The sequence below is a fragment of the Streptomyces sp. cmx-4-9 genome (assembly GCF_046548835.1).
Taxonomy (GTDB): Bacteria; Actinomycetota; Actinomycetes; order Streptomycetales; family Streptomycetaceae; genus Streptomyces.
On record NZ_JAEBEE010000008.1, the window covers coordinates 240,252 to 260,420 of the forward strand.

Annotated in this window: 14 protein-coding genes; 7 read left to right on the top strand and 7 right to left on the bottom strand. The window is 71.3% G+C overall.

Annotated elements, in window-relative coordinates; all coding sequences use genetic code 11:
- Positions 1–60: 60 nt before the first annotated feature.
- A complete protein-coding gene (ileS, locus tag ACLJTM_RS25270; RefSeq protein WP_411106004.1) occupies positions 61–3,207 on the bottom strand; it encodes an isoleucine--tRNA ligase in 3,147 nt (1,048 codons plus the stop codon).
- 544 nt (positions 3,208–3,751) lie between these two features.
- Between ileS and ACLJTM_RS25275 the strand changes: the two genes are divergently transcribed.
- From ACLJTM_RS25275 to ACLJTM_RS25295, 5 genes are all read left to right on the top strand, one after another.
- Complete coding sequence (locus ACLJTM_RS25275) at positions 3,752–4,711, top strand: TraR/DksA family transcriptional regulator (RefSeq protein ID WP_411106005.1); 960 nt, start codon at positions 3,752–3,754, stop codon at positions 4,709–4,711.
- Positions 4,712–4,879: 168 nt separating this feature from the next.
- Complete coding sequence (lspA, locus tag ACLJTM_RS25280; RefSeq protein ID WP_411106006.1) at positions 4,880–5,440, top strand: signal peptidase II; 561 nt, start codon at positions 4,880–4,882, stop codon at positions 5,438–5,440.
- 41 nt (positions 5,441–5,481) lie between these two features.
- A complete protein-coding gene (locus ACLJTM_RS25285) occupies positions 5,482–6,423 on the top strand; it encodes an RluA family pseudouridine synthase (RefSeq protein ID WP_411106007.1) in 942 nt (313 codons plus the stop codon).
- A complete protein-coding gene (locus ACLJTM_RS25290; protein WP_411106008.1) occupies positions 6,420–6,914 on the top strand; it encodes a GNAT family N-acetyltransferase in 495 nt (164 codons plus the stop codon). Before ACLJTM_RS25285 ends, ACLJTM_RS25290 begins: the two co-directional genes overlap by 4 nt.
- Before the next feature lie 84 nt (positions 6,915–6,998).
- On the top strand, positions 6,999–8,588 hold the full coding sequence (locus tag ACLJTM_RS25295; RefSeq protein ID WP_411106009.1) for a Na+/H+ antiporter: 1,590 nt from the start codon (positions 6,999–7,001) through the stop codon (positions 8,586–8,588).
- A gap of 27 nt (positions 8,589–8,615) precedes the next feature.
- On the opposite strand, the gene ACLJTM_RS25300 is transcribed toward ACLJTM_RS25295, so the two are convergent.
- Positions 8,616–9,689, bottom strand: a complete 1,074-nt coding sequence (locus ACLJTM_RS25300) for a mechanosensitive ion channel family protein (RefSeq protein WP_411106254.1) — start codon at positions 9,687–9,689, stop codon at positions 8,616–8,618.
- Between the two features lie 56 nt (positions 9,690–9,745).
- Here ACLJTM_RS25300 and ACLJTM_RS25305 point away from each other — a divergent pair, with 56 nt between their 5' ends.
- Entirely contained in the window at positions 9,746–10,315 is a 570-nt protein-coding gene (locus tag ACLJTM_RS25305; RefSeq protein WP_411106010.1) for a dienelactone hydrolase family protein, read from the top strand.
- Positions 10,316–10,432: 117 nt separating this feature from the next.
- Here the strand turns inward: ACLJTM_RS25305 and ACLJTM_RS25310 are convergent, their stop codons facing one another.
- From ACLJTM_RS25310 to ACLJTM_RS25330, 5 genes are all read right to left on the bottom strand, one after another.
- Positions 10,433–11,425 carry a zinc metalloprotease gene (locus ACLJTM_RS25310; protein WP_411106011.1) on the bottom strand — a complete coding sequence of 331 codons (993 nt, stop codon included), beginning with the start codon at positions 11,423–11,425 and terminating at the stop codon, positions 10,433–10,435.
- A gap of 199 nt (positions 11,426–11,624) precedes the next feature.
- Complete coding sequence (locus ACLJTM_RS25315; RefSeq protein ID WP_411106012.1) at positions 11,625–13,286, bottom strand: alkaline phosphatase D family protein; 1,662 nt, start codon at positions 13,284–13,286, stop codon at positions 11,625–11,627.
- Between the two features lie 138 nt (positions 13,287–13,424).
- The gene (locus ACLJTM_RS25320) at positions 13,425–14,219 is read right to left on the bottom strand and encodes a DsbA family protein (protein WP_411106013.1); all 795 of its coding nucleotides are present in this window, start codon (positions 14,217–14,219) and stop codon (positions 13,425–13,427) included.
- 67 nt (positions 14,220–14,286) lie between these two features.
- Positions 14,287–14,976 (bottom strand): hypothetical protein, encoded by a 690-nt coding sequence (locus ACLJTM_RS25325; protein ID WP_411106255.1) that lies wholly within the window; start codon positions 14,974–14,976, stop codon positions 14,287–14,289.
- Between the two features lie 140 nt (positions 14,977–15,116).
- Positions 15,117–16,442, bottom strand: coding sequence for a DUF2252 domain-containing protein (locus tag ACLJTM_RS25330; RefSeq protein ID WP_411106014.1), 1,326 nt, complete (start codon positions 16,440–16,442; stop codon positions 15,117–15,119).
- Positions 16,443–16,610: 168 nt separating this feature from the next.
- Here ACLJTM_RS25330 and dnaE point away from each other — a divergent pair, with 168 nt between their 5' ends.
- A complete protein-coding gene (gene dnaE, locus ACLJTM_RS25335) occupies positions 16,611–20,150 on the top strand; it encodes a DNA polymerase III subunit alpha (protein WP_411106015.1) in 3,540 nt (1,179 codons plus the stop codon).
- The last annotated feature ends 19 nt before the right edge of the window (positions 20,151–20,169 follow it).

Consider the following 20,169-nt stretch of genomic DNA (forward strand, 5'->3'; position numbering starts at 1 on the left):
GACGGCCCGCACCACCCCCCGGGAGGGGAGTGGCGCGGGCCGCTTCGGTCCGGCAGGCGGTTACGCCTTGCGGAGGCGGAACGTCAGGGACAGGGCCTCGTCCGCGAAGGGGTCTCCGTACGAGGCGTCCGCGTCGCCGGCGGCGAAGTCCGTGGCCAGGACCTCGTCCGCGATCAGGGCCGCGTGGTCCGTCAGGGCCGTCACGACCTCTCCGTCCGACGAGGACCACCGCAGGGCGATCCGGTCCGCCACGTCCAGGCCGGAGTTCTTCCGGGCCTCCTGGATCATGCGGATCGCGTCCCGGGCCAGGCCCGCCAGCCGCAGCTCCGGGGTGATCTCCAGGTCGAGGGCGACCGTCGCACCGGAGTCCGAGGCCACCGACCAGCCCTCGCGCGGGGTCTCCGTGATGATGACCTCCTCCGGGCTGAGGGACACGCTCTCGCCGTTCACCTCGACCTCGGCGGAGCCGGACCGCAGCGCCAGCGACAGCGCCGCGGCGTCGGCAGCGGCCACCGCCTTCGCGACGTCCTGCACGCCCTTGCCGAAACGCTTGCCCAGCGCACGGAAGTTGGCCTTCGCGGTGGTGTCCACCAGGGACCCGCCCACCTCGGACAACGAGGCCAGCGAGGAGACGTTCAGCTCCTCCGTGATCTGCGACTGCAGCTCGGCGGAGAGCCTGTCGAAGCCCGCGGCGCCGACCAGGGCCCGGGAGAGCGGCTGGCGGGTCTTGACGCCGGACTCGGCCCGCGTGGCGCGGCCCAGCTCCACCAGGCGGCGGACCAGCTGCATCTGCTGCGAGAGCAGCGGGTCCACGGCGGAGGCGTCCGCCTGCGGCCAGGTGGACAGGTGCACCGACTCCGGGGCGTCCGGGGTGACCGGGACGACCATGTCCTGCCAGACCCGCTCCGTGATGAACGGGGTCAGCGGGGCCATCAGCCGGGTGACCGTCTCCACCACGTCGTGCAGGGTGCGCAGCGCGGCGGCGTCGCCCTGCCAGAAGCGGCGGCGCGAGCGGCGGACGTACCAGTTGGACAGGTCGTCGACGAACGCGGAGAGCAGCTTGCCCGCGCGCTGGGTGTCGTACGACTCCATCGCCTCCGTCACCTCGGAGGTGAGGGAGTGCAGCTCCGAGAGGAGCCACTTGTCGAGGACCGGGCGGTCGGCCGGCGCCGGGTCGGCCGCGGACGGCGCCCAGTTCGACGTCCGGGCGTACAGGGCCTGGAAGGCCACCGTGTTCCAGTAGGTCAGGAGGGTCTTGCGGACGACCTCCTGGATGGTGCCGTGGCCGACGCGGCGGGCCGCCCACGGGGAGCCGCCGGCCGCCATGAACCAGCGCACCGCGTCCGCGCCGTGCTGGTCCATCAGCGGGATGGGCTGCAGGATGTTGCCCAGGTGCTTGGACATCTTGCGGCCGTCCTCGGCGAGGATGTGGCCGAGGCAGACCACGTTCTCGTAGGAGGACTTGTCGAAGACGAGGGTGCCGACCGCCATGAGGGTGTAGAACCACCCGCGGGTCTGGTCGATGGCCTCCGAGATGAACTGCGCCGGGTAGCGCTTCTCGAAGACTTCCTTGTTCTTGTACGGGTAGCCCCACTGCGCGAACGGCATCGAACCCGAGTCGTACCAGGCGTCGATGACCTCGGGCACGCGGACGGCCTCCAGCGCGCAGCCCTCGTGGGTGCAGGTGAAGGTGACCTCGTCGATGTACGGGCGGTGCGGGTCGAGGCCGGAGAGGTCCTCACCGGTCAGCTCCGACAGTTCGGCGCGGGAGCCGATGCAGGTGAGGTGGTCCTCCTCGCAGCGCCAGATGGGCAGCGGGGTGCCCCAGTAGCGGTTGCGGGACAGGGCCCAGTCGATGTTGTTGTTCAGCCAGTCGCCGAAGCGCCCCTGCTTGACCGAGTCGGGGAACCAGTTCGTCTTCTCGTTCTCCCGCAGCATCGCGTCCTTGACGGCGGTGGTGCGGATGTACCAGGACGGCTGGGCGTAGTACAGCAGCGCCGTGTGGCAGCGCCAGCAGTGCGGGTAGCTGTGCTCGTAGGCGATGTGCTTGAAGAGCAGGCCGCGCGCGTCCAGGTCGGCGGTCAGCTTCTCGTCGGCCTTCTTGAAGAAGACGCCGCCGACCAGCGGGACGTCCTCCTCGAAGGTGCCGTCGGGGCGGACCGGGTTCACGACCGGCAGGCCGTACGCCCGGCAGACCGCGAGGTCGTCGGCGCCGAAGGCGGGGGACTGGTGGACCAGACCGGTGCCGTCCTCGGTGGTGACGTACTCGGCGTTCACGACGTAGTGGGCGGGTGCCGGGAACTCGATCAGGCCGAAGGGGCGCTCGTACGTCCAGCGCTCCATCTCCTTGCCCGTGAAGGACTCGCCGGTGGCCTCCCAGCCCTCGCCGAGCGCCTTCTCCAGCAGCGGCTGGGCGACGACCAGCTTCTGCGTGCCGTCGGTGGCCACCACGTAGGTGACCTCCGGGTGCGCGGCCACGGCGGTGTTGGACACCAGGGTCCAGGGGGTCGTCGTCCAGACGAGCAGGGCCGCCTCGCCGGCGAGCGGCCCGGAGGTCAGCGGGAAGCGGACGAAGACGGAGGGGTCGACGACCGTCTCGTAGCCCTGGGCCAGCTCGTGGTCGGAGAGGCCGGTGCCGCAGCGCGGGCACCAGGGGGCGACGCGGTGGTCCTGCGTGAGCAGGCCCTTGTTGAAGATCTCCTTCAGCGACCACCACACGGACTCGACGTACTCGGGGTCCATGGTCCGGTAGGCGTCGTCCAGGTCGACCCAGTAGCCCATCCGGGTCGTGAGCTCGGCGAAGGCGTCGGTGTGGCGGGTCACCGAGTCCCGGCACTTGGCGTTGAACTCGGCGATGCCGTACGCCTCGATGTCCTGCTTGCCGTTGAAGCCGAGCTCCTTCTCGACGGCGAGCTCGACGGGCAGGCCGTGGCAGTCCCAGCCGGCCTTGCGGGCCACGTGGTAGCCGCGCATGGTGCGGAAGCGGGGGAAGACGTCCTTGAAGACGCGGGCCTCGATGTGGTGCGCGCCGGGCATGCCGTTCGCGGTGGGCGGGCCCTCGTAGAAGACCCACTCGGGGCGGCCCTCGGACTGCTGCAGGGTCTTGTCGAAGGTCTTGCTCTCGCGCCAGAAGTCGAGGACGGCGTGTTCGAGGGCGGGCAGGTCGACCTGGGCGGGTACCGGGCGGTACTGCGGCGGTGTGGTCATGAGGCTGAACTCTTCCTCCGGCGGGGGTCTTCTCCGTCCGGAGGGACGAGAGCACGCAGCTCCCGCGGTACCACCCTCCTTGGCCCCCGGACGGATCCGGTGGCCCCCTCATTGGGGTGCGAAGCCGGTTCTACCAGCCCTCGCGGGCCTTCTTCCGGCGGCTCAGGGGTGATCCTTCACCTCGCGCTCGCCCCCGGGCTCTCACCGTCCCCGGGTCGCTCCTGGCTGCGTCCGACGCTACTCGTCCCCGTCCATGCCTTTCGCTGGGCCCAGTGTACGGGCCCGGGGGCCGCGCGGCCGACCGGTTTGCGGCGGGCCCGGCGGGGCCCGCCGCAGGGCGACCGGCCCGGCGTGGCGCCAGGCGCGGTGCGGGGCCGGCGTGACCCGAACGGGCCGACGCGGCGGTACGGGATTCCGCGGGGCGGGACGGGCGGGTTACCGGGCCTCCGGCTGGGCACAACGGATGCAGGTTGACCTCGTCGGATGCGAGCCCCGTTGCCGCGGGGCCGGTGTCGACTTATCGTTCCGGCACGATGCGGGAGCAATGATCGCAGTAGGTGAAGGGGCCGCGGCCATGGTGGCGAAGAAGACCGCCGGGAGTTCTGCCAGGACGGCTTCCGCCGAGGAGGTGCCGGCCGGGAAAGCCCCGGCGGAGAAGGCCGTGTCCACCCGGGTCGCGGCGAAGAAGACCGCGGCCGGCAAGGCCGCGGCCAAGAAGGCCGTGCAGAAGAAGGCCGTGCAGAAGACGGCTGCCGTGCAGAAGAAGGCCGCGGTGAAGACGGCCGAGGCCGGGAAGACCGCGGCGAGGAAGGCCGGGCCCGGGACGGCCGCGGCCCGGAAGGCGACCGCCGCACGCGCGGCCGGCGCCGACGGGACCGCCGTCTCCACGGCGGCCACCGGACAGGCGACCGCCGTCGAGGAGACGACCGCCGTCGAGAAGCGGAAGGCCACGGCCAAACCGGCCGCGGCCGAGGGGGCGGCGCAGGCCGCGAAGAAGACGGGAGTCCGGAAAGTGGTTGCCAAGAAGAGCACCGGGACGGCGAGGAAGGCGGCCACGGCCGCCACCAGCGGGCTGCCCAAGACACGCCCCACGGCGGCCTCGGCGCCGGGCGGCCTCGCCGTACGCCCCGGAGAGGACCCCTGGGCCCCGGAGGAGGTCGCCGAGGCCCGTACGGAGCTGACGTCGGAGGTCCTTCGGCTGCGCAACGAGCTGGACGCCTCGGAGGCGGCCATCTCCGGCCTGATGCGGGACTCGGGCGACGGCGCGGGCGACGACCAGGCCGACACGGGCACCAAGAACATCACGCGCGAGTCCGAGCTGGCGCTCGCCGCGAACGCCACCTCGATGCTGGAGCAGACCGAGCGGGCGCTGGAGCGGCTCGAAGCCGGCACGTACGGCCTCTGTGAGAACTGCGGGGAGCCCATCGGCAAGGCGAGGATGCAGGCCTTCCCGCGGGCCACGCTGTGCGTGGACTGCAAGCAGAAGCAGGAGCGGCGCCACTAGGGCGCCCCCGCTGCCGCCGCCCCCGGTGCCCGCCGGCGGCGGCGTGCGGTGTGCCTCCTGGCGGGCGCCGCGCGGGCCCCCTGACGTACCCTCGTGTTCCGTCAGGGTCCAGGAACCTGGCGGTGCTGTTCGTCGGCAACCTGGTTCGAGCTGATTCGAAGGACTCACGTGGCAGAGGCGGAGCGCATCATCGGTACGCCGGAGGTCGGGGACGACGCCCAGCCGGAGTCCGCCGAGCCCAGGGGGCACCGGCGGATCGCGGCGCTGCTCGTCGTCGCGGTGCTGGCGTACCTGCTCGATCTCGGCAGCAAGATGCTGGTCGTGGCGAAGCTGGAGCACCAGCCGCCGATCGAGGTCATCGGGGACCTGCTGCGGTTCGAGGCGGTCCGCAACCCGGGCGCCGCCTTCGGCTTCGGCGAGGCCTTCACGATCATCTTCACCTGCATCGCCGCCTCGGTGATCATCGTGATCGTGCGGCTGGCCCGCAAGCTGTACAGCCTGCCCTGGGCGATCGCCCTGGGCCTGCTGCTCGGCGGGGCGCTGGGCAACCTGACCGACCGGGTCTTCCGCTCGCCGGGCGTCTTCCAGGGCGCGGTCGTCGACTTCATCGCGCCGGCCCACTTCGCCGTCTTCAACCTCGCCGACTCCGCGATCGTGTGCGGCGGCATCCTGATCGTGCTGCTGTCGTTCAAGGGGCTGGACCCGGACGGGACCGTCCACAAGGACTGAGCGCGGGGCTGCCGTCCTGCCGAGTCCTGCATACTCGACGGGTGAGTACGATTCCCGAGATCCGCACCCTGCCCGTTCCCGATGGCCTCGAGGGCGAGCGCGTCGACGCCGCCATCGCCCGTATGTTCGGATTTTCCCGGACGAAGGCGGCCGAACTCGCGGCCGCGGGGAAGGTGTCGGTCGACGGCAGTGTCGTCGGGAAGTCCGAGCGGGTGCACGGCGGCGCCTGGCTCGAAGTCGAGATGCCCGCGCCGCCGCGGCCGGTCGAGGTCGTGGCCGAGCCCGTCCCCGGCATGGAGATCGTCCATGACGACGACGACATCGTCGTCATCATGAAGCCGGTGGGCGTCGCCGCCCACCCGAGCCCCGGCTGGACCGGCACCACCGTCATCGGCGGCCTCGCCGCGGCCGGCTACCGCATCTCGACCTCCGGCGCGGCCGAACGCCAGGGCATCGTGCACCGGCTCGACGTCGGCACGTCCGGCCTGATGGCCGTCGCGAAGTCGGAGCGGGCGTACACCTCCCTGAAGAACCAGTTCCGCGAGCGCGTCGTCGACAAGCGCTACCACGCGCTGGTGCAGGGCCATCCGGACCCGATGAGCGGCACCATCGACGCGCCGATCGGGCGCCACCCGAGCGCCGACTACAAGTGGGCGGTGACCCAGGACGGCAAGGCCTCCGTCACCCACTACGACCTCATCGAGGCCTTCCGCGCCGCCTCGCTGCTGGACATCAAGCTGGAGACCGGCCGCACGCACCAGATCCGCGTGCACATGGCGGCGCACCGGCACCCCTGCGTGGGCGACCTGACCTACGGCGCCGACCCCACCGTCGCCAAGCGGCTGGGCCTGACCCGCCAGTGGCTGCACGCGGTCCGGCTCGGCTTCGAGCACCCCTCGGACGGCCAGTGGGTGGAGTTCGAGAGCACCTACCCGGCCGACCTGCAGCACGCGCTGGACGTGATCCGGGCGGAGAGCGAGTGAGCGGCCCGGCCCCGGCTCCGGTGGAGGTGCGGGTCGTCTCCTCCGAGGCGGACCTGCAGGCCTGCTTCGCGGTGCGGACCGAGGTGTTCGTGATCGAGCAGTCCGTGCCGGAGTCGATCGAGTACGACGCGTACGACGCCGGGGCGGTGCACGTCCTGGCCGTGGACGCCGACGGGCGGCCGCTGGGCACGGGACGGCTGCTGCACGGCGCCGCCGCGCTGGGCAAGACCGGCTCGCCGGACGTGGGCTCGCTGGGCCGGCTGGCCGTCGCCCGGTCCGCCCGCGGGCTGGGCGTGGGCGTGGCACTGGTCCGCGCGATCGAGGCGGAGGCGGCCCGGCTGGGCCTCACCGCCGTCGACCTGGGCGCGCAGACGCACGCGCTCGGCTTCTACGAGCGGCTGGGGTACGTGGCGTACGGCCCGGAGTTCCAGGACGCGGGCATCCCGCACCGCTCCATGCGGCGCCCCCTGGCCGGGACCGCGCAGGCCTGACCCGGCCCGCTTCCCGGCCGACACGGGCCCGGTCGGGACCTTCGACCGTGGGTGCGGGGCGGGGCGGCCTGGCAGGGTGGGGGAGTGGATCAGCTGGCTCTGCTGTTCGTGCTGTTGCTCGGGGCCGTCGTGACGGTACCGCTCGGGGACCGTCTCGGGCTGCCCGCGCCCGTGCTCATGACCATCGGCGGGGTGGTCCTGGCCCTGGTCCCGGCCGTGCCCAATGTCGACATCCCGCCCGAGTACATCCTCCCGCTGGTGCTGCCGCCGCTGCTGTACGCCTCGGTGCAGCGCACGTCCTGGCGGCAGTTCGCGGCCAATCTCCGCCCGATCTTCCTGCTGGCCGTGGCCCTGGTGTTCGTCACCACCGCGGCCGTCGCCGCCGTGGCGAACGCGGTGGTGCCCGGGCTGCCGATCGCCGCGGCCGTCGCGCTCGGCGCGCTCGTCGCCCCGCCCGACCCGGTCGCCGCCACCGCCGTCGCCGGTTCGCTGGGGCTGCCCCGCCGCATGGTGTCGATCCTGGAGGGCGAGGGGCTCTTCAACGACGTCACCGCCATCGTGCTCTACCACGTGGCGATCGGCGCCGCCGTCACCGGCAGCTTCTCCTTCCCCGACGCCCTCGGGGAGTTCGTCCTGTCCGCGGTCGTCGCCGTCGCCGTCGGCTTCGCCCTCGGCTGGGCCACGAACCGGCTGATGGGCCGGCTCGGCGATGCCACGCTCCAGATCGGGCTGACCCTGCTGGTGCCGTTCGTCGCGTACGTGGTCGCGGAAGAACTGCAGGGGTCCGGGGTGCTGGCCGTGCTGACGGCCGCCCTGTTCCTCGCCGAGTACGCCCACGACGCCGACGACGTCCTGGGGCGCCTGGCCGGGCACACCTTCTGGGAGGTCGTCGACGTCCTGGTCACCGGGGTGGCGTTCGGGCTCATCGGGCTGGAACTGCACAACGTGTTCGGCACCGCGCAGGGGCACCTGTGGGAGCGGGCCGGATGGGCCGCGGCCGTGGTCGCGGTGGTCGTCGGCGTACGGCTGCTGTGGCTGCTGCCGGCCGGCTGGGTCGCCAAGAAGCTGCACAAGCTGCGCGACTACGACGAAGAGATCCCGATGAGCTGGCGGGAGAGCGTGGTGATGTGGTGGGCCGGGATGCGCGGGGTGGCCTCCGTCGCGCTGGCCCTGGCCATCCCCTTGAAGACGGACAGCGGCGAGCCCTTCCCCGGGCGCGACGAGATGGTCTTCATCGCCTTCGCCGTGATCATGACGACGCTGGTGCTCCAGGGGCTGACCCTGCCGTGGCTGGTGCGCCGGCTGGGGGTGGAGGCCGACCGGGACGCGGACCGGGAGACGGAACGGCAGCTCGCGATCCGGGCGGCGAAGGCCGCCAAGCGGCGGCTCAAGGAGATCCAGGAGGTGGAGGAGCTGCCGGAGGACCTGGTGGAGACCCTGTACCGGCGGGCGTACGACGTGGGCGCCCGGATCAGCCCCGACATGGTGGACGAGGAGCGGCGGGAGGCGTACGCGCAGCGGGTGGAGCGGATCCGCGACATCCAGCGGATCCAGCGGGAGATGATGTCGGCCGCCCGCCACGAGGTCCTGGCCGCGCGCAGCGAACCCGGCTCCGATCCGGAGATCGTCGACCGGGTGCTGCGGCACCTGGACGTGCGGAGCCTGCGCAGCTGACGCCGGGCCCCGCAGGCGGGACCGGGATCAGGCCCCGGTCCGGGTCGGGGACTGCGGGGAGCCGTGCGGGGCGGCCGCCGCCTCGGAGGTCGTGACCCGGGGCAGGGCGTACGGGTGGTGGGCCACCAGCCAGGCGAGCATGCGCTCGCGGACCGCGCAGCGCACCGTCCACACGTCGTCCGCGTCCCGGGCGGTGACCACGGCGCGGACCTGCACGGTGGTCGGCGTGGTGTCGGTCACGGCCAGGCCGGCGCTGCGGCCGTCCCACTCCGGGACCTCCTTCACCAGGTCCTGCAGGTGCTCCCGCATCAGCTCGACCGGCGCGCTGTGGTCCAGGTGCCAGAAGACGGTCCCGGTCATCTGGGCGCCGCCGCGCGACCAGTTCTCGTAGGGCTTGCTCGTGAAGTACGAGACCGGCATCGTGATGCGGCGCTCGTCCCAGGTGCGGACGGTCAGGAAGGTCAGGGTGATCTCCTCCACCGTGCCCCACTCCTTGTCGACCACGACCGTGTCGCCGATGCGCACGGTGTCGCCGAAGGCGATCTGCAGACCGGCGAAGAGGTTGCCCAGCGAGGACTGGGCGGCGATGCCGGCCACGATCCCGAGGACGCCGGCGGAGGCCAGCATCGAGGCGCCGAAGGTCTTCATCGGCGGGAAGGTCAGCAGCATCGCGGCGACCGCCACCACGACCACCACCGCGGTGACCACCCGCTGGATCAGCGTGACCTGGGTGCGGACCCGGCGCACCCGGGCGGGGTCCTGGGCCACCGAGGCGTAGCGCGCGTACGAGGCGTCGACGACCGCCGTGGCGATCCGCACGGCCAGCCAGGCCGCGGAGGCGATCGTCACCAGCGACAGGACGCGGCCGATGAGGAACGCGTACTCGGGGAGGATGCCCGCCTGCCGGTACGAGCCCCTGAGCAGCCCGGTGCACAGCACCAGCTGGAAGGGCATCCGGCAGCGCCTCAGCAGCCCCCACAGGGGGGTCTCGGGGTGCCGGGCGTCGATGCGGCGCAGCAGCAGGTCGAGCAGCCAGGTCGTGACCAGGGTGATCAGCAGCGACCCGCCGACGACGATCAGTGGACGTATCAGGGACTCCATCTCCATGGGGTGCAACCTAACCGGAGGGCGCCCCCGGAAACTGGCACGATGGAGTCATGAACATCATGCTCTTCCATTCGACGTACGGGCTGCGGCCCGCGGTGCAGGAGGCGGCCGGCCGGCTGCGCGCGGCCGGGCACCAGGTGCAGGTGCCGGACCTCTTCGAGGGGCGCACCTTCGACTCCGTCGAGGAGGGCATGGCGCTGCGGGACGAGATCGGCCGGGACGAGCTGCTCCGGCGCGCGGTGCTGGCCGCGGCCCCCCACTCCGACCAGGGCCTGGTCTACGCGGGCCTGTCCTTCGGCGGTTCGGTGGCCCAGCACCTGGCGCTGGCCGACGAGAAGGCGCGCGGCCTGCTGCTCCTGCACGGGACCGCGGACCTGGAGGAAGGGGCCTCGGTCGACGAGCTGCCCGTGCAGCTGCACGTGGCCGACCCGGACCCGTACGAGTCGCACGACTGGCTGACCGCCTGGTACCTGCGGATGCAGCGGGCCGGGGCCGACGTGGAGGTGCACAACTACCCGGGCGCCGGGCACCTGTTCACCGACCCGGGGCTGGAGGACTACGACGCGCAGGCCGCGGAGCAGGCCTGGAAGGTCGCGCTCGGGTTCCTCGACAGCCTCTGACCCGGCCGCTGCGGGAGGCCTGCGGAGAGCCGAAACCGGCCCCCGCGGTCCGGTGGCCGCGGGGAGCCGGTGACGGGTCCTGCCGGGGGAGCGGCCCGGGGAGGGGCCGCTCCCGGGTCAGCCCGCCCGGTAGGCGGTCCAGCTGCTCTGCATGCGGCTCACCTGGCCGGCGGTGAACTGGTACATGCAGGAGTCGTAGGTGTAGTCCATGAAGTTGTGGATCGGGTCCGCACCGGTCTTGTTGGTGCAGCTGTCGCGGCCGGTCGGGCACTCGAAGGCCGCGCTCTTCTCGGCGGGGGTGTCGGAGACGTAGTCGCCGTTGCCGCTGCAGCCGCCCTGGAAGGTGTGGTAGAGCCCCATCCAGTGGCCGACCTCGTGGGTGGCGGTGTCGCCCTCGTTGTAGTGCGCGGCGGAGCCGCCCGGCAGCGAGGTGTCGAGGACGACCACGCCGTCCATCTTGGGGCTGGAGGCGTAGGAGCTGGGGAAGGTGGCCCAGCCGAGCAGCCCGCCGGAGAGGTTGGCGGTGTAGAAGTTGAGCGCGCCCGCTCCGCCCTTGCGCAGGGTGTTCTTCATGTCCTTCTCGGCCGTGGAGCCGTCGGCCAGGTTGTACCAGGAGGCGTTGTCCGTGTAGTCGGTCGACGCGAGGGTGAAGGTGTAGTTGGCGTCCGCGTTGCCGGCGCCCTGGCCGCCGTAGGCCGCGTTCAGCACCGCCAGCTGGTTGCCGATCTGGGTGGCCGTGAGCTTTCCGGCGGCGCCGGAGTGGATCACGTGGAAGTACACCGGGATGTTCACGGTCGCGGCGGCGGCGCCGGAGGCGCGCTGCGGCTGGTTCTTGAGGGCCTTGTCCAGCTTGGCCTTGAGGTCGGCGTCCATGGCCTTGGCCTGGTCCTCGGTGACCTCGTTCGGCTCGGCCGCGTGCTGGTCCCGGGGGCGCAGCACGCGGGCACCGGCCGGAGCGGCGGCCTGTTCGGCGCAGGCCTCGGCCGAGGCCTGCGCCGCGGCTGTCGTGGCGGGGGAGGCGAGCGGGGTGAAGGCCAGGCTTGCGGCCAGGACGGCCGTGACCGTCAGGTGGCGGCGGAGAAGGGGGGATATGCGGGCGACGGCGCGCACGTGTGCTCCTCGCGTGGGGGTACCCGTGGGGGGGTTCCGTGGGGGATTCCGGCCGAAGATCTCTCCGGATGGCGCGAAGCTTATGTGTCTATGACATGCGCGGGTCAAGCACTGTGCGTAAAAGATTTGTTGCTTCTGATGCCAGTGGGGCCCCTGGTCTGCACCAGGAGCCCCACTGCGCCGCAGGAATGACGGTCTGTCAGTAGACCGGGCGGTCGGCCCGTTCCACCTTCTGCGTGCCGTTCAGGGTCCGGTACGAGCGGCTCCACGCGGCCGTGGCGTCCTGCCGCCGCTTGTCGGAGACCACGTAGTAGTCCATCTGGGAACGCTCGGCGTCCACGTCGAGCACGCCGTAGCCGTGCGCGTCCATGTCGAGCCACTTGACGTGCCAGTTGGCCGCCTTGACGGCCGATTCCGCGACGAGCGAGGCGGTGTCCGCCGGCACGTGCAGGATGTCGTCGAGGTTGTCGGAGGTCACCGAGGTGACCACGAACTCGGTCGCCGCCGTCCCCGAACCCGGGTACGTCGCCATGTTCACCGGGACCTCGTTGGCCCACGCCATGTGGATGTCACCGGTCAGGAACACCGTGTTCTTGACGTTCCGGGCCTTCAAGTGGCCCAGGAGCTCCTTGCGGTCGTCCGTGTAGCCGTCCCACTGGTCCACGTTGACCGCTATCCCGCCCTCCGGCAGCCCCAGCAGCTTCGTCAGCGGCTTGAGCAGGTAGGCGGGCAGCGATCCGAAGGCCACCGGCGAGATCATCACCGAGGTGCCGACCAGCTTCCAGGTCGCGTCGGAGGAGGCGAGGCCGGACTTGAGCCAGTCCAGCTGGGCTCGCCCGGTGAGGGTGCGCTCCGGGTCGTCCACCGTGCCGCTGCCCACCTTCGCCTGCTGGGAGCGGAAGGAGCGCAGGTCGAGCAGGTGCAGGTCGGCGAGGGTGCCGAAGCGCAGCCGGCGGTAGACCGTGCCGGCGACGGAGGTGCGCACCGGCATCCACTCGAAGTACGCCTGCTTGCCGGCCGCGGCGCGGGCCGCCCACTCGCCCTCGGCGCCCGGGGTGTGGTTCTCCGCGCCGCCCGTCCAGGCGTCGTTGGCGAACTCGTGGTCGTCCCAGATGGCGATGACCGGATGGGCGGCGTGCAGCGCCTGGAGGTCGGCGTCCGTCTTGTACCTGCCGTGCCGGGTGCGGTAGTCGGCGAGCGTGAGGATCTCGTGCCGGGGCTCGTGCGGGCGCACCACGTACGCGGACTCCGGGTACCCGCCGGACTGGTACTCGTAGATGTAGTCGCCCAGGTGCAGCACCGCGTCCAGGTCGGCGCGGGCGGCGAGGTGGCGGTAGGCGGAGAACCAGCCCGACTCCCAGTTCGCGCAGGAGACCACGCCGAACCGCACCCCGTCCGGGGTGGCGTGGTGGTCCGGGGTCGTGCGGGTGCGCCCGACGGGGGAGACGGCGGTCCCGGCGGTGAACCGGTACCAGTAGGCGGTCTGCGGCCGCAGGCCGCGCACGTCCACCTTGACCGTGTGGTCGGAGGCGGCGGCGGAGGTCGCGGTGCCCCGGGCGACGACCTGCTGGAAGCCCTTGTCCGCGGCCACCTCCCAGGCCACCTGCGTGGCGGGGCCGGCGCCCGAACCGGGCACCGCCTCGGGGGTCGGGGTGACGCGGGTCCACAGCAGGACCCCGTCGGGCAGCGGGTCCCCGGAGGCCACGCCGTGCAGAAAGGCGGGGGCGGTGTCCGCCGCATGGGCGTCGGACGCGCCCAGCGAGGTCAGGGGGGCCAGGGCCGCGGTGGCCGCGGCGGCGAGAACGACCGTACGGCGGCGGGGCGTTGCCGGGGTCGGGACGGGTGAGAGTTGACTGGTCACGGATGATCACATTACTGACGGGTACCCCTTCGAAAACACTCTCGTGAAGGCAAAGGACGGGCGAACTCTGCGAGTCCGCCCGTCCTTCGGTGCCCGGTTGTCCGGAAACTGCCCCGGCCGTGGCCGGAGGCCGCCGGGTCAGCCCTGCAGCGCCTTGTCGATCGCCGCGGTGTAGGCCTCCGGCGAGTCCGGGGTCTCGATCTTCTTGCCGTCCATCTTCAGCGTCGGGGTGCCCGTCACCCCGGACTTGTTGAAGGACTTCGACATCTCCAGCGCCCACCGGTCGTAGGTGCCGTCCTCGACGGCCTTCTTGAACTCGGCGTTCCCCTTGAGGGCCGGGACGGTGTCGGCGACCTTCAGCAGGTAGTCGTCCTTGGCGAAGCTGTCGACCGTCTCCTCGGGGTGCAGCTCCTTGGAGTACAGCGCGGCCTTGTAGTCGAGGAAGGCCTCCGGGCTCACGTTCAGCGCCGCACCCAGTGCGCTCAGGGCGTTCTTCGAACCCTCACCCTTGGCCGCGTTGTCGATGAAGGTGGCGCCGATGTACCGGAGCTTGTACTTGCCCGCGTCCACGTCCTTGCGGACCTGCTCGCCGGACTTCTGCTCGAAGTCCGCGCAGGCCGGGCAGCGCGAGTCCTCGTAGAGCTCCAGGGTCTTCTTCGCCTCGGCCTTGCCGACGACGACGGTGGTGCCGTCCTCGCCCTCGGTGTTCTTCGGCTTGACCAGCGCCGCGTCGGCGGCCTTCTCCCAGTAGCCGGGCTCGTTGGCCTGCACGACCGCGTAACCGATGCCGCCGGCCAGCGCCAGGGCGGCGACGACCGCGCCGGCCACGATCACCTGGCGGCGGGCCTTGTCCTTCTTCGCCTGCTTCTCGCGCTCGACGCGCAGCCGCTCGCGGGCCGCTGCCTTGTTGGCCTGGCTGTTGCGTGCACTCATCGTGGTCTCCGTGGGTGGGGGCATGCCGGTGACATGCAGGAAGGGGTGGGGGACTGCCGTACGTGCGTCAGGCGCAGGGGAGCGCGCCGCACACGGGAGGTCCCCGCCGGCCCACGGAATGGACGGGAAAGCGGGTGCGGGCCACCGCGCCCGCGAGAACGGGCCGCAGGATCCTGCGCGGCGGCCCGGCGGCGCCGGCCGGCCCGGCCGCCGCCAGCCGCAGCGGCCGGAACGCGCAGGCGGCCACCGCCCGCAGCAGCTGGCCCAGCGCCCGCTCCCCGTGGCGCAGCCACGCGGAGGCCAGCAGCCCGACCGAGACGTGCGCGCCGAGGAGCAGCCAGGGGGCCCACGGCCCGGGCGAGGCCAGCAGGGCCGCCGGATCGGCGGCCGGGCCGCCCATCTCGGCCAGCGGCCCGCCGACCGGCGTCCCCCCGCACAGCTCGTCCAGGCCCATGGCGCGCAGGGGCCCGGCGACCGGCCCGCCCGCCGGGCCGTAGCAGACGTGCTGGCCTGCGGTGAAGACGGTGTCGGCGGCCAGCTCCAGCGGGACCAGCAGGGCGGCGATGGGGCCGAAGCCGCGCTCGCGGCCCGCCAGCGCGTAGGCGGTGGCGAACACCGCGGTGAAGGCGCCGGCCACCAGCGGGGCCGGCAGCGGCACCCGGGACATCAGGACGTGCGAGCCCGCGGACAGCAGCACGACGAGCGCGCTGAACAGCGCGGCCCGCAGCCCCCGGAGTCCCGTCCCTGATATGTCCATCGCCCGCGAGTGTGCCATGCGACCCTGTGAAGAAGGGCCGCAGGGCCCGCTCGGGGGCGTCCGCGACCCTGCCCTCGACCTGTCCGTGAGGCGGTTGCGAGGGGCGCCGCCCGGGGGGCGGGCCCGTACGGGGCGGGCCCCTACGAGGTGAGCCGGCCGTTGCGGAAGAGGTCCACGAAGATCTGGTGGTCGGCGCGCGCCCGGGCTCCGTACGCATGGGCGAAGTCCACCAGCAGCTCCGCGAAGCCCTGCTCGTCGGCCGCGATGGCCGCGTCGATGGCCCGCTCGGTGGAGAAGGGCACCAGGGTCTGCCCGCTCTCGTCCTCGTCGGCGGCCCCGTGCATGGTCGCCGTGGCCCGGCCCAGGTCCGCGACCACGGCCGCGATCTCCTCGGGGTCGTCCAGGTCGGACCAGTCCAGGTCCACCGCGTACGGGGAGACCTCCGCCACCAGCTGCCCCGAGCCGTCCAGCTCCGTCCAGCCGAGCCACGGGTCGGCGTGCGCCTGCAGGGCCCGCTGCGAGATCACCGTCCGGTGCCCCTCGTGCTGGAAGTAGTCCCGCACCGCCCGGTCGGTGATGTGCCGGGACACGGCCGGGGTCTGGGCCTGCTTGAGGTAGATCACGACGTCGTTCTCCAGGGCGTCGCTGTGGCCCTCCAGCAGGATGTTGTAGGAGGGCAGCCCCGCGGAGCCGATGCCGACGCCCCGGCGCCCCACCACGTCCTTGACGCGGTAGGAGTCCGGGCGCACCAGCGATTCGTCGGGCAGGGTCTCCAGGTACCCGTCGAAGGCGGCGAGCACCTTGTACCGGGTGGCCGCGTCCAGCTCGATGGTGCCCGGGCCCGGGGCGAAGCGGCGCTCGTAGTCCCGGATCTCCGTCATCGAGTCCAACAGGGAGAAGCGGGTGCGGGAGCGGGCCGCGCGCAGGGCCCCCAGCAGGGGGCCGTCGGCGGTGTCCAGGGTGAAGGAGGGGACCTCCTCGTTCTTGGCCCCGGCGGCCAGCCGGTGGATGCGCTCCCGGTAGGCCGCGGCGTAGGTCCGCACCAGGGCGCCGATCTGGTCGTCGCTGAGTGCCTTGGTGTAGCCGATCAGGGCCACGGACGCGGCGAAGCGCTTGAGGTCCCAGGTGAACGGCCCCACGTACGCCTCGTCGAAGTCGTTGACGTTGAAGACCAGCCGGCCGTTGGAGTCCATGTACGTGCCGAAGTTCTCGGCGTGCAGATCGCCGTGGATCCACACCCGGCCCGTCCGCTCGTCCAGGTACGGGCCGCCGTGCCGGTCGTGCTCCAGGTCGGCGTAGAACAGGCAGGCCGTGCCCCGGTAGAACGCGAAGGCCGAGGCGGCCATCTTGCGGAATTTGACCTGGAAGGCAGCGGGATCGGCGACCAGCAGCCGTCCGAACGCGGTGTCGAAAACGTCGAGTATCTGTTCGGCGCGCTGCTCGTCGGTCGTCTCGGGAACCGCCATGGCGGATGCCTCCAGGTGGTGCGGGGTGGATCGGTTGCCGATCGCATTCCGGACAGGTGTCCTTGGCTCTGCAACGGATGAAGGTACCCGTCGGTGCCCCGGACGTGTCAGCCGGGAGACGTAGGATTCAGAGCTGCCGCCCCTCTCTCCCCCCGGAGGACTCCCACCGTGACCAAGCCGCCGTTCACGCACCTGCACGTCCACACCCAGTACTCGCTGCTGGACGGTGCCGCGCGGCTGAAGGACATGTTCAACGCGTGCAACGAGATGGGCATGACGCACATCGCCATGTCCGACCACGGCAACCTCCACGGGGCCTACGACTTCTTCCACAGTGCCAAGAAGGCCGGGGTCACGCCGATCATCGGCATCGAGGCGTACGTGGCCCCCGAGTCCCGGCGCAACAAACGGCGCATCCAGTGGGGCCAGCCGCACCAGAAGCGCGACGACGTCTCCGGTTCCGGCGGCTACACGCACAAGACGATCTGGGCCTCGAACGCCACCGGCCTGCACAACATCTTCCGGCTGTCCTCCGACGCGTACGCCGAGGGCTGGCTGACGAAGTGGCCGCGCATGGACAAGGAGACCATCTCCAAGTGGTCCGAGGGGCTCATCGCCTCCACCGGCTGCCCCTCCGGCGAGCTCCAGACGCGTCTGCGCCTCGGCCAGTTCGACGAGGCCCTGAAGTCGGCCTCCGAGTACCAGGACATCTTCGGCAAGGACCGCTACTTCCTGGAGCTGATGGACCACGGCATCGAGATCGAGCGCCGGGTCCGCGACGGGCTGCTGGAGATCGGCAGGAAGCTCGGCATCCCGCCGCTGGTCACGAACGACTCGCACTACACGTACGCCAGCGAGGCCACCGCGCACGACGCCCTGCTGTGCATCCAGACCGGCAAGAACCTCTCGGACCCGGACCGCTTCCGCTTCGACGGCACCGGCTACTACCTGAAGTCCACGGAGGAGATGTACGCCATCGACTCCTCGGACGCCTGGCAGCAGGGCTGCGCCAACACGCAGCTGGTCGCGGACCAGATCGACACCGACGGCATGTTCGTCGAGCGCAACCTGATGCCGAAGTTCGACATCCCGGACGGCTACACCGAGGTCACCTGGTTCCGCGAGGAGACCATGCGCGGCATGCACCGCCGCTACCCGGGAGGCATCCCGGCCGACCGGATGCAGCAGGCCGAGTACGAGATGGACACGATCATCTCGATGGGCTTCCCCGGCTACTTCCTCGTGGTCGCCGACTTCATCATGTGGGCCAAGAACCAGGGCATCGCGGTCGGCCCGGGCCGAGGCTCCGCGGCCGGCTCGATCGTCGCGTACGCCATGGGCATCACCGACCTCGACCCGCTCACCCACGGCCTGATCTTCGAGCGCTTCCTGAACCCCGAGCGCATCTCCATGCCCGACGTCGACATCGACTTCGACGAGCGCAGGCGCGTCGAGGTGATCCGGTACGTGACCGAGAAGTACGGCGCCGACAAGGTCGCCATGATCGGCACCTACGGCACCATCAAGGCCAAGAACGCGATCAAGGACTCCGCGCGCGTCCTCGGCTACCCGTACGCCATGGGCGACCGGCTCACCAAGGCCATGCCCGCCGACGTCCTCGGCAAGGGCATCCCGCTCTCCGGCATCCTCGACCCGCAGCACCCCCGCTACGGCGAGGCCGGCGAGATCCGCGGGATGTACGAGAACGAGCCCGACGTCAAGAAGGTCATCGACACCGCCATGGGCGTCGAGGGCCTGGTCCGGCAGATGGGTGTGCACGCGGCCGGCGTGATCATGTCCAGCGAGCCGATCACCGACCACGTGCCCGTCTGGGTCCGGCACACCGACGGGGTCACCATCACCCAGTGGGACTACCCGAGCTGCGAGTCGCTCGGCCTGCTGAAGATGGACTTCCTGGGCCTGCGCAACCTCACGATCATGGACGACGCCGTCAAGATGGTGAAGGCCAACAAGGGGATCGACATCGACCTCCTCGGCCTGCCGCTCGACGACCCCAAGACCTTCGAGCTCCTCGGGCGCGGTGACACCCTCGGCGTCTTCCAGTTCGACGGCGGCCCCATGCGCTCCCTGCTGCGCCTGATGAAGCCCGACAACTTCGAGGACATCTCCGCCGTCTCGGCCCTGTACCGGCCGGGCCCGATGGGCATGAACTCGCACACGAACTACGCCCTGCGCAAGAACAAGCAGCAGGAGATCACCCCGATCCACCCGGAGCTGGAGGAGCCCCTCGAAGAGGTGCTCGCGGTCACCTACGGCCTGATCGTCTACCAGGAGCAGGTGCAGAAGGCCGCGCAGATCATCGCCGGGTACTCGCTCGGCGAGGCCGACATCCTGCGCCGCGTGATGGGCAAGAAGAAGCCCGAGGAACTGGCGAAGAACTTCGTCATCTTCGAGGCGGGCGCCAAGAAGAAGGGCTTCAGCGACCAGGCGATCAAGGCCCTGTGGGACGTCCTGGTCCCCTTCGCCGGCTACGCCTTCAACAAGGCGCACTCCGCCGCGTACGGCCTGGTCTCCTACTGGACCGCCTACCTCAAGGCGAACTTCCCCGCCGAGTACATGGCGGGCCTGCTCACCTCGGTCAAGGACGACAAGGACAAGTCCGCGATCTACCTGAACGAGTGCCGCCGCATGGGCATCAAGGTCCTGCCGCCGAACGTGAACGAGTCCGAGCCGAACTTCGCGGCCCAGGGCGACGACGTGATCCTCTTCGGCCTCACCGCGGTGCGCAACGTCGGCAGCAACGTCGTCGAGTCGATCATCAAGACCCGCAAGGCCAAGGGCAAGTTCTCCTCCTTCCCCGACTTCCTGGACAAGGTCGAGGCCGTGGTCTGCAACAAGCGGACCGTCGAGTCGCTGATCAAGGCCGGCGCCTTCGACGAGATGGGCCACACCCGCAAGGGCCTCGTGGCCCACCACGAGCCGATGATCGACAACGTGGTCGCGGTCAAGCGCAAGGAGGCCGAGGGGCAGTTCGACCTCTTCGGCGGCATGGGCGACCAGGGCGCCGACGAGCCCGGCTTCGGGCTGGACGTGGAGTTCTCCGACGTCGAGTGGGAGAAGTCCTACCTGCTCGCCCAGGAGCGCGAGATGCTCGGCCTCTACGTCTCCGACCACCCGCTCTTCGGCCTGGAGCACGTGCTCTCCGACAAGACGGACGCCGGGATCTCCCAGCTGACCGGCGGGGAGCACTCCGACGGCGCCGTCGTCACCATCGGCGGCATCATCTCCGGCCTCCAGCGCAAGATGACCAAGCAGGGCAACGCCTGGGCCATCGCCACCGTCGAGGACCTGGCCGGCTCCATCGAGTGCATGTTCTTCCCCGCCACCTACCAGCTCGTCTCCACCCAGCTGGTCGAGGACACCGTGGTCTTCGTCAAGGGCCGCCTCGACAAGCGCGAGGACGTGCCCCGGCTGGTCGCCATGGAGATGATGGTCCCCGACCTCTCCTCGGCCGGCACCAACGCCCCCGTGGTCCTCACCATCCCCACCGTCAAGGTCACCCCGCCGATGGTGACCCGGCTCGGCGAGATCCTGCGCCACCACAAGGGCAACACCGAGGTCCGCATCAAGCTCCAGGGGCCCCGGACGACCACCGTGCTGCGCCTCGACAAGCACCGGGTCCAGCCCGACCCGGCCCTGTTCGGAGACCTGAAGGTGCTGCTCGGCCCGTCCTGCCTGGCCGGCTAGCGGGACAGCGGGGCGGCGG

Excerpts from the sequence above, each read along its gene's own strand:
- ACLJTM_RS25325 (WP_411106255.1), bottom strand. The coding sequence starts at position 14,976 with ATGGACATATCAGGGACGGGACTCCGGGGGCTGCGGGCCGCGCTGTTC.
- ACLJTM_RS25320 (WP_411106013.1), bottom strand. The coding sequence starts at position 14,219 with ATGAGTGCACGCAACAGCCAGGCCAACAAGGCAGCGGCCCGCGAGCGG.
- ACLJTM_RS25305 (WP_411106010.1), top strand. The coding sequence starts at position 9,746 with ATGAACATCATGCTCTTCCATTCGACGTACGGGCTGCGGCCCGCGGTG.
- ACLJTM_RS25275 (WP_411106005.1), top strand. The coding sequence starts at position 3,752 with ATGATCGCAGTAGGTGAAGGGGCCGCGGCCATGGTGGCGAAGAAGACC.
- ileS (WP_411106004.1), bottom strand. The coding sequence starts at position 3,207 with ATGACCACACCGCCGCAGTACCGCCCGGTACCCGCCCAGGTCGACCTG.
- ACLJTM_RS25330 (WP_411106014.1), bottom strand. The coding sequence starts at position 16,442 with ATGGCGGTTCCCGAGACGACCGACGAGCAGCGCGCCGAACAGATACTC.
- ACLJTM_RS25300 (WP_411106254.1), bottom strand. The coding sequence starts at position 9,689 with ATGGAGTCCCTGATACGTCCACTGATCGTCGTCGGCGGGTCGCTGCTG.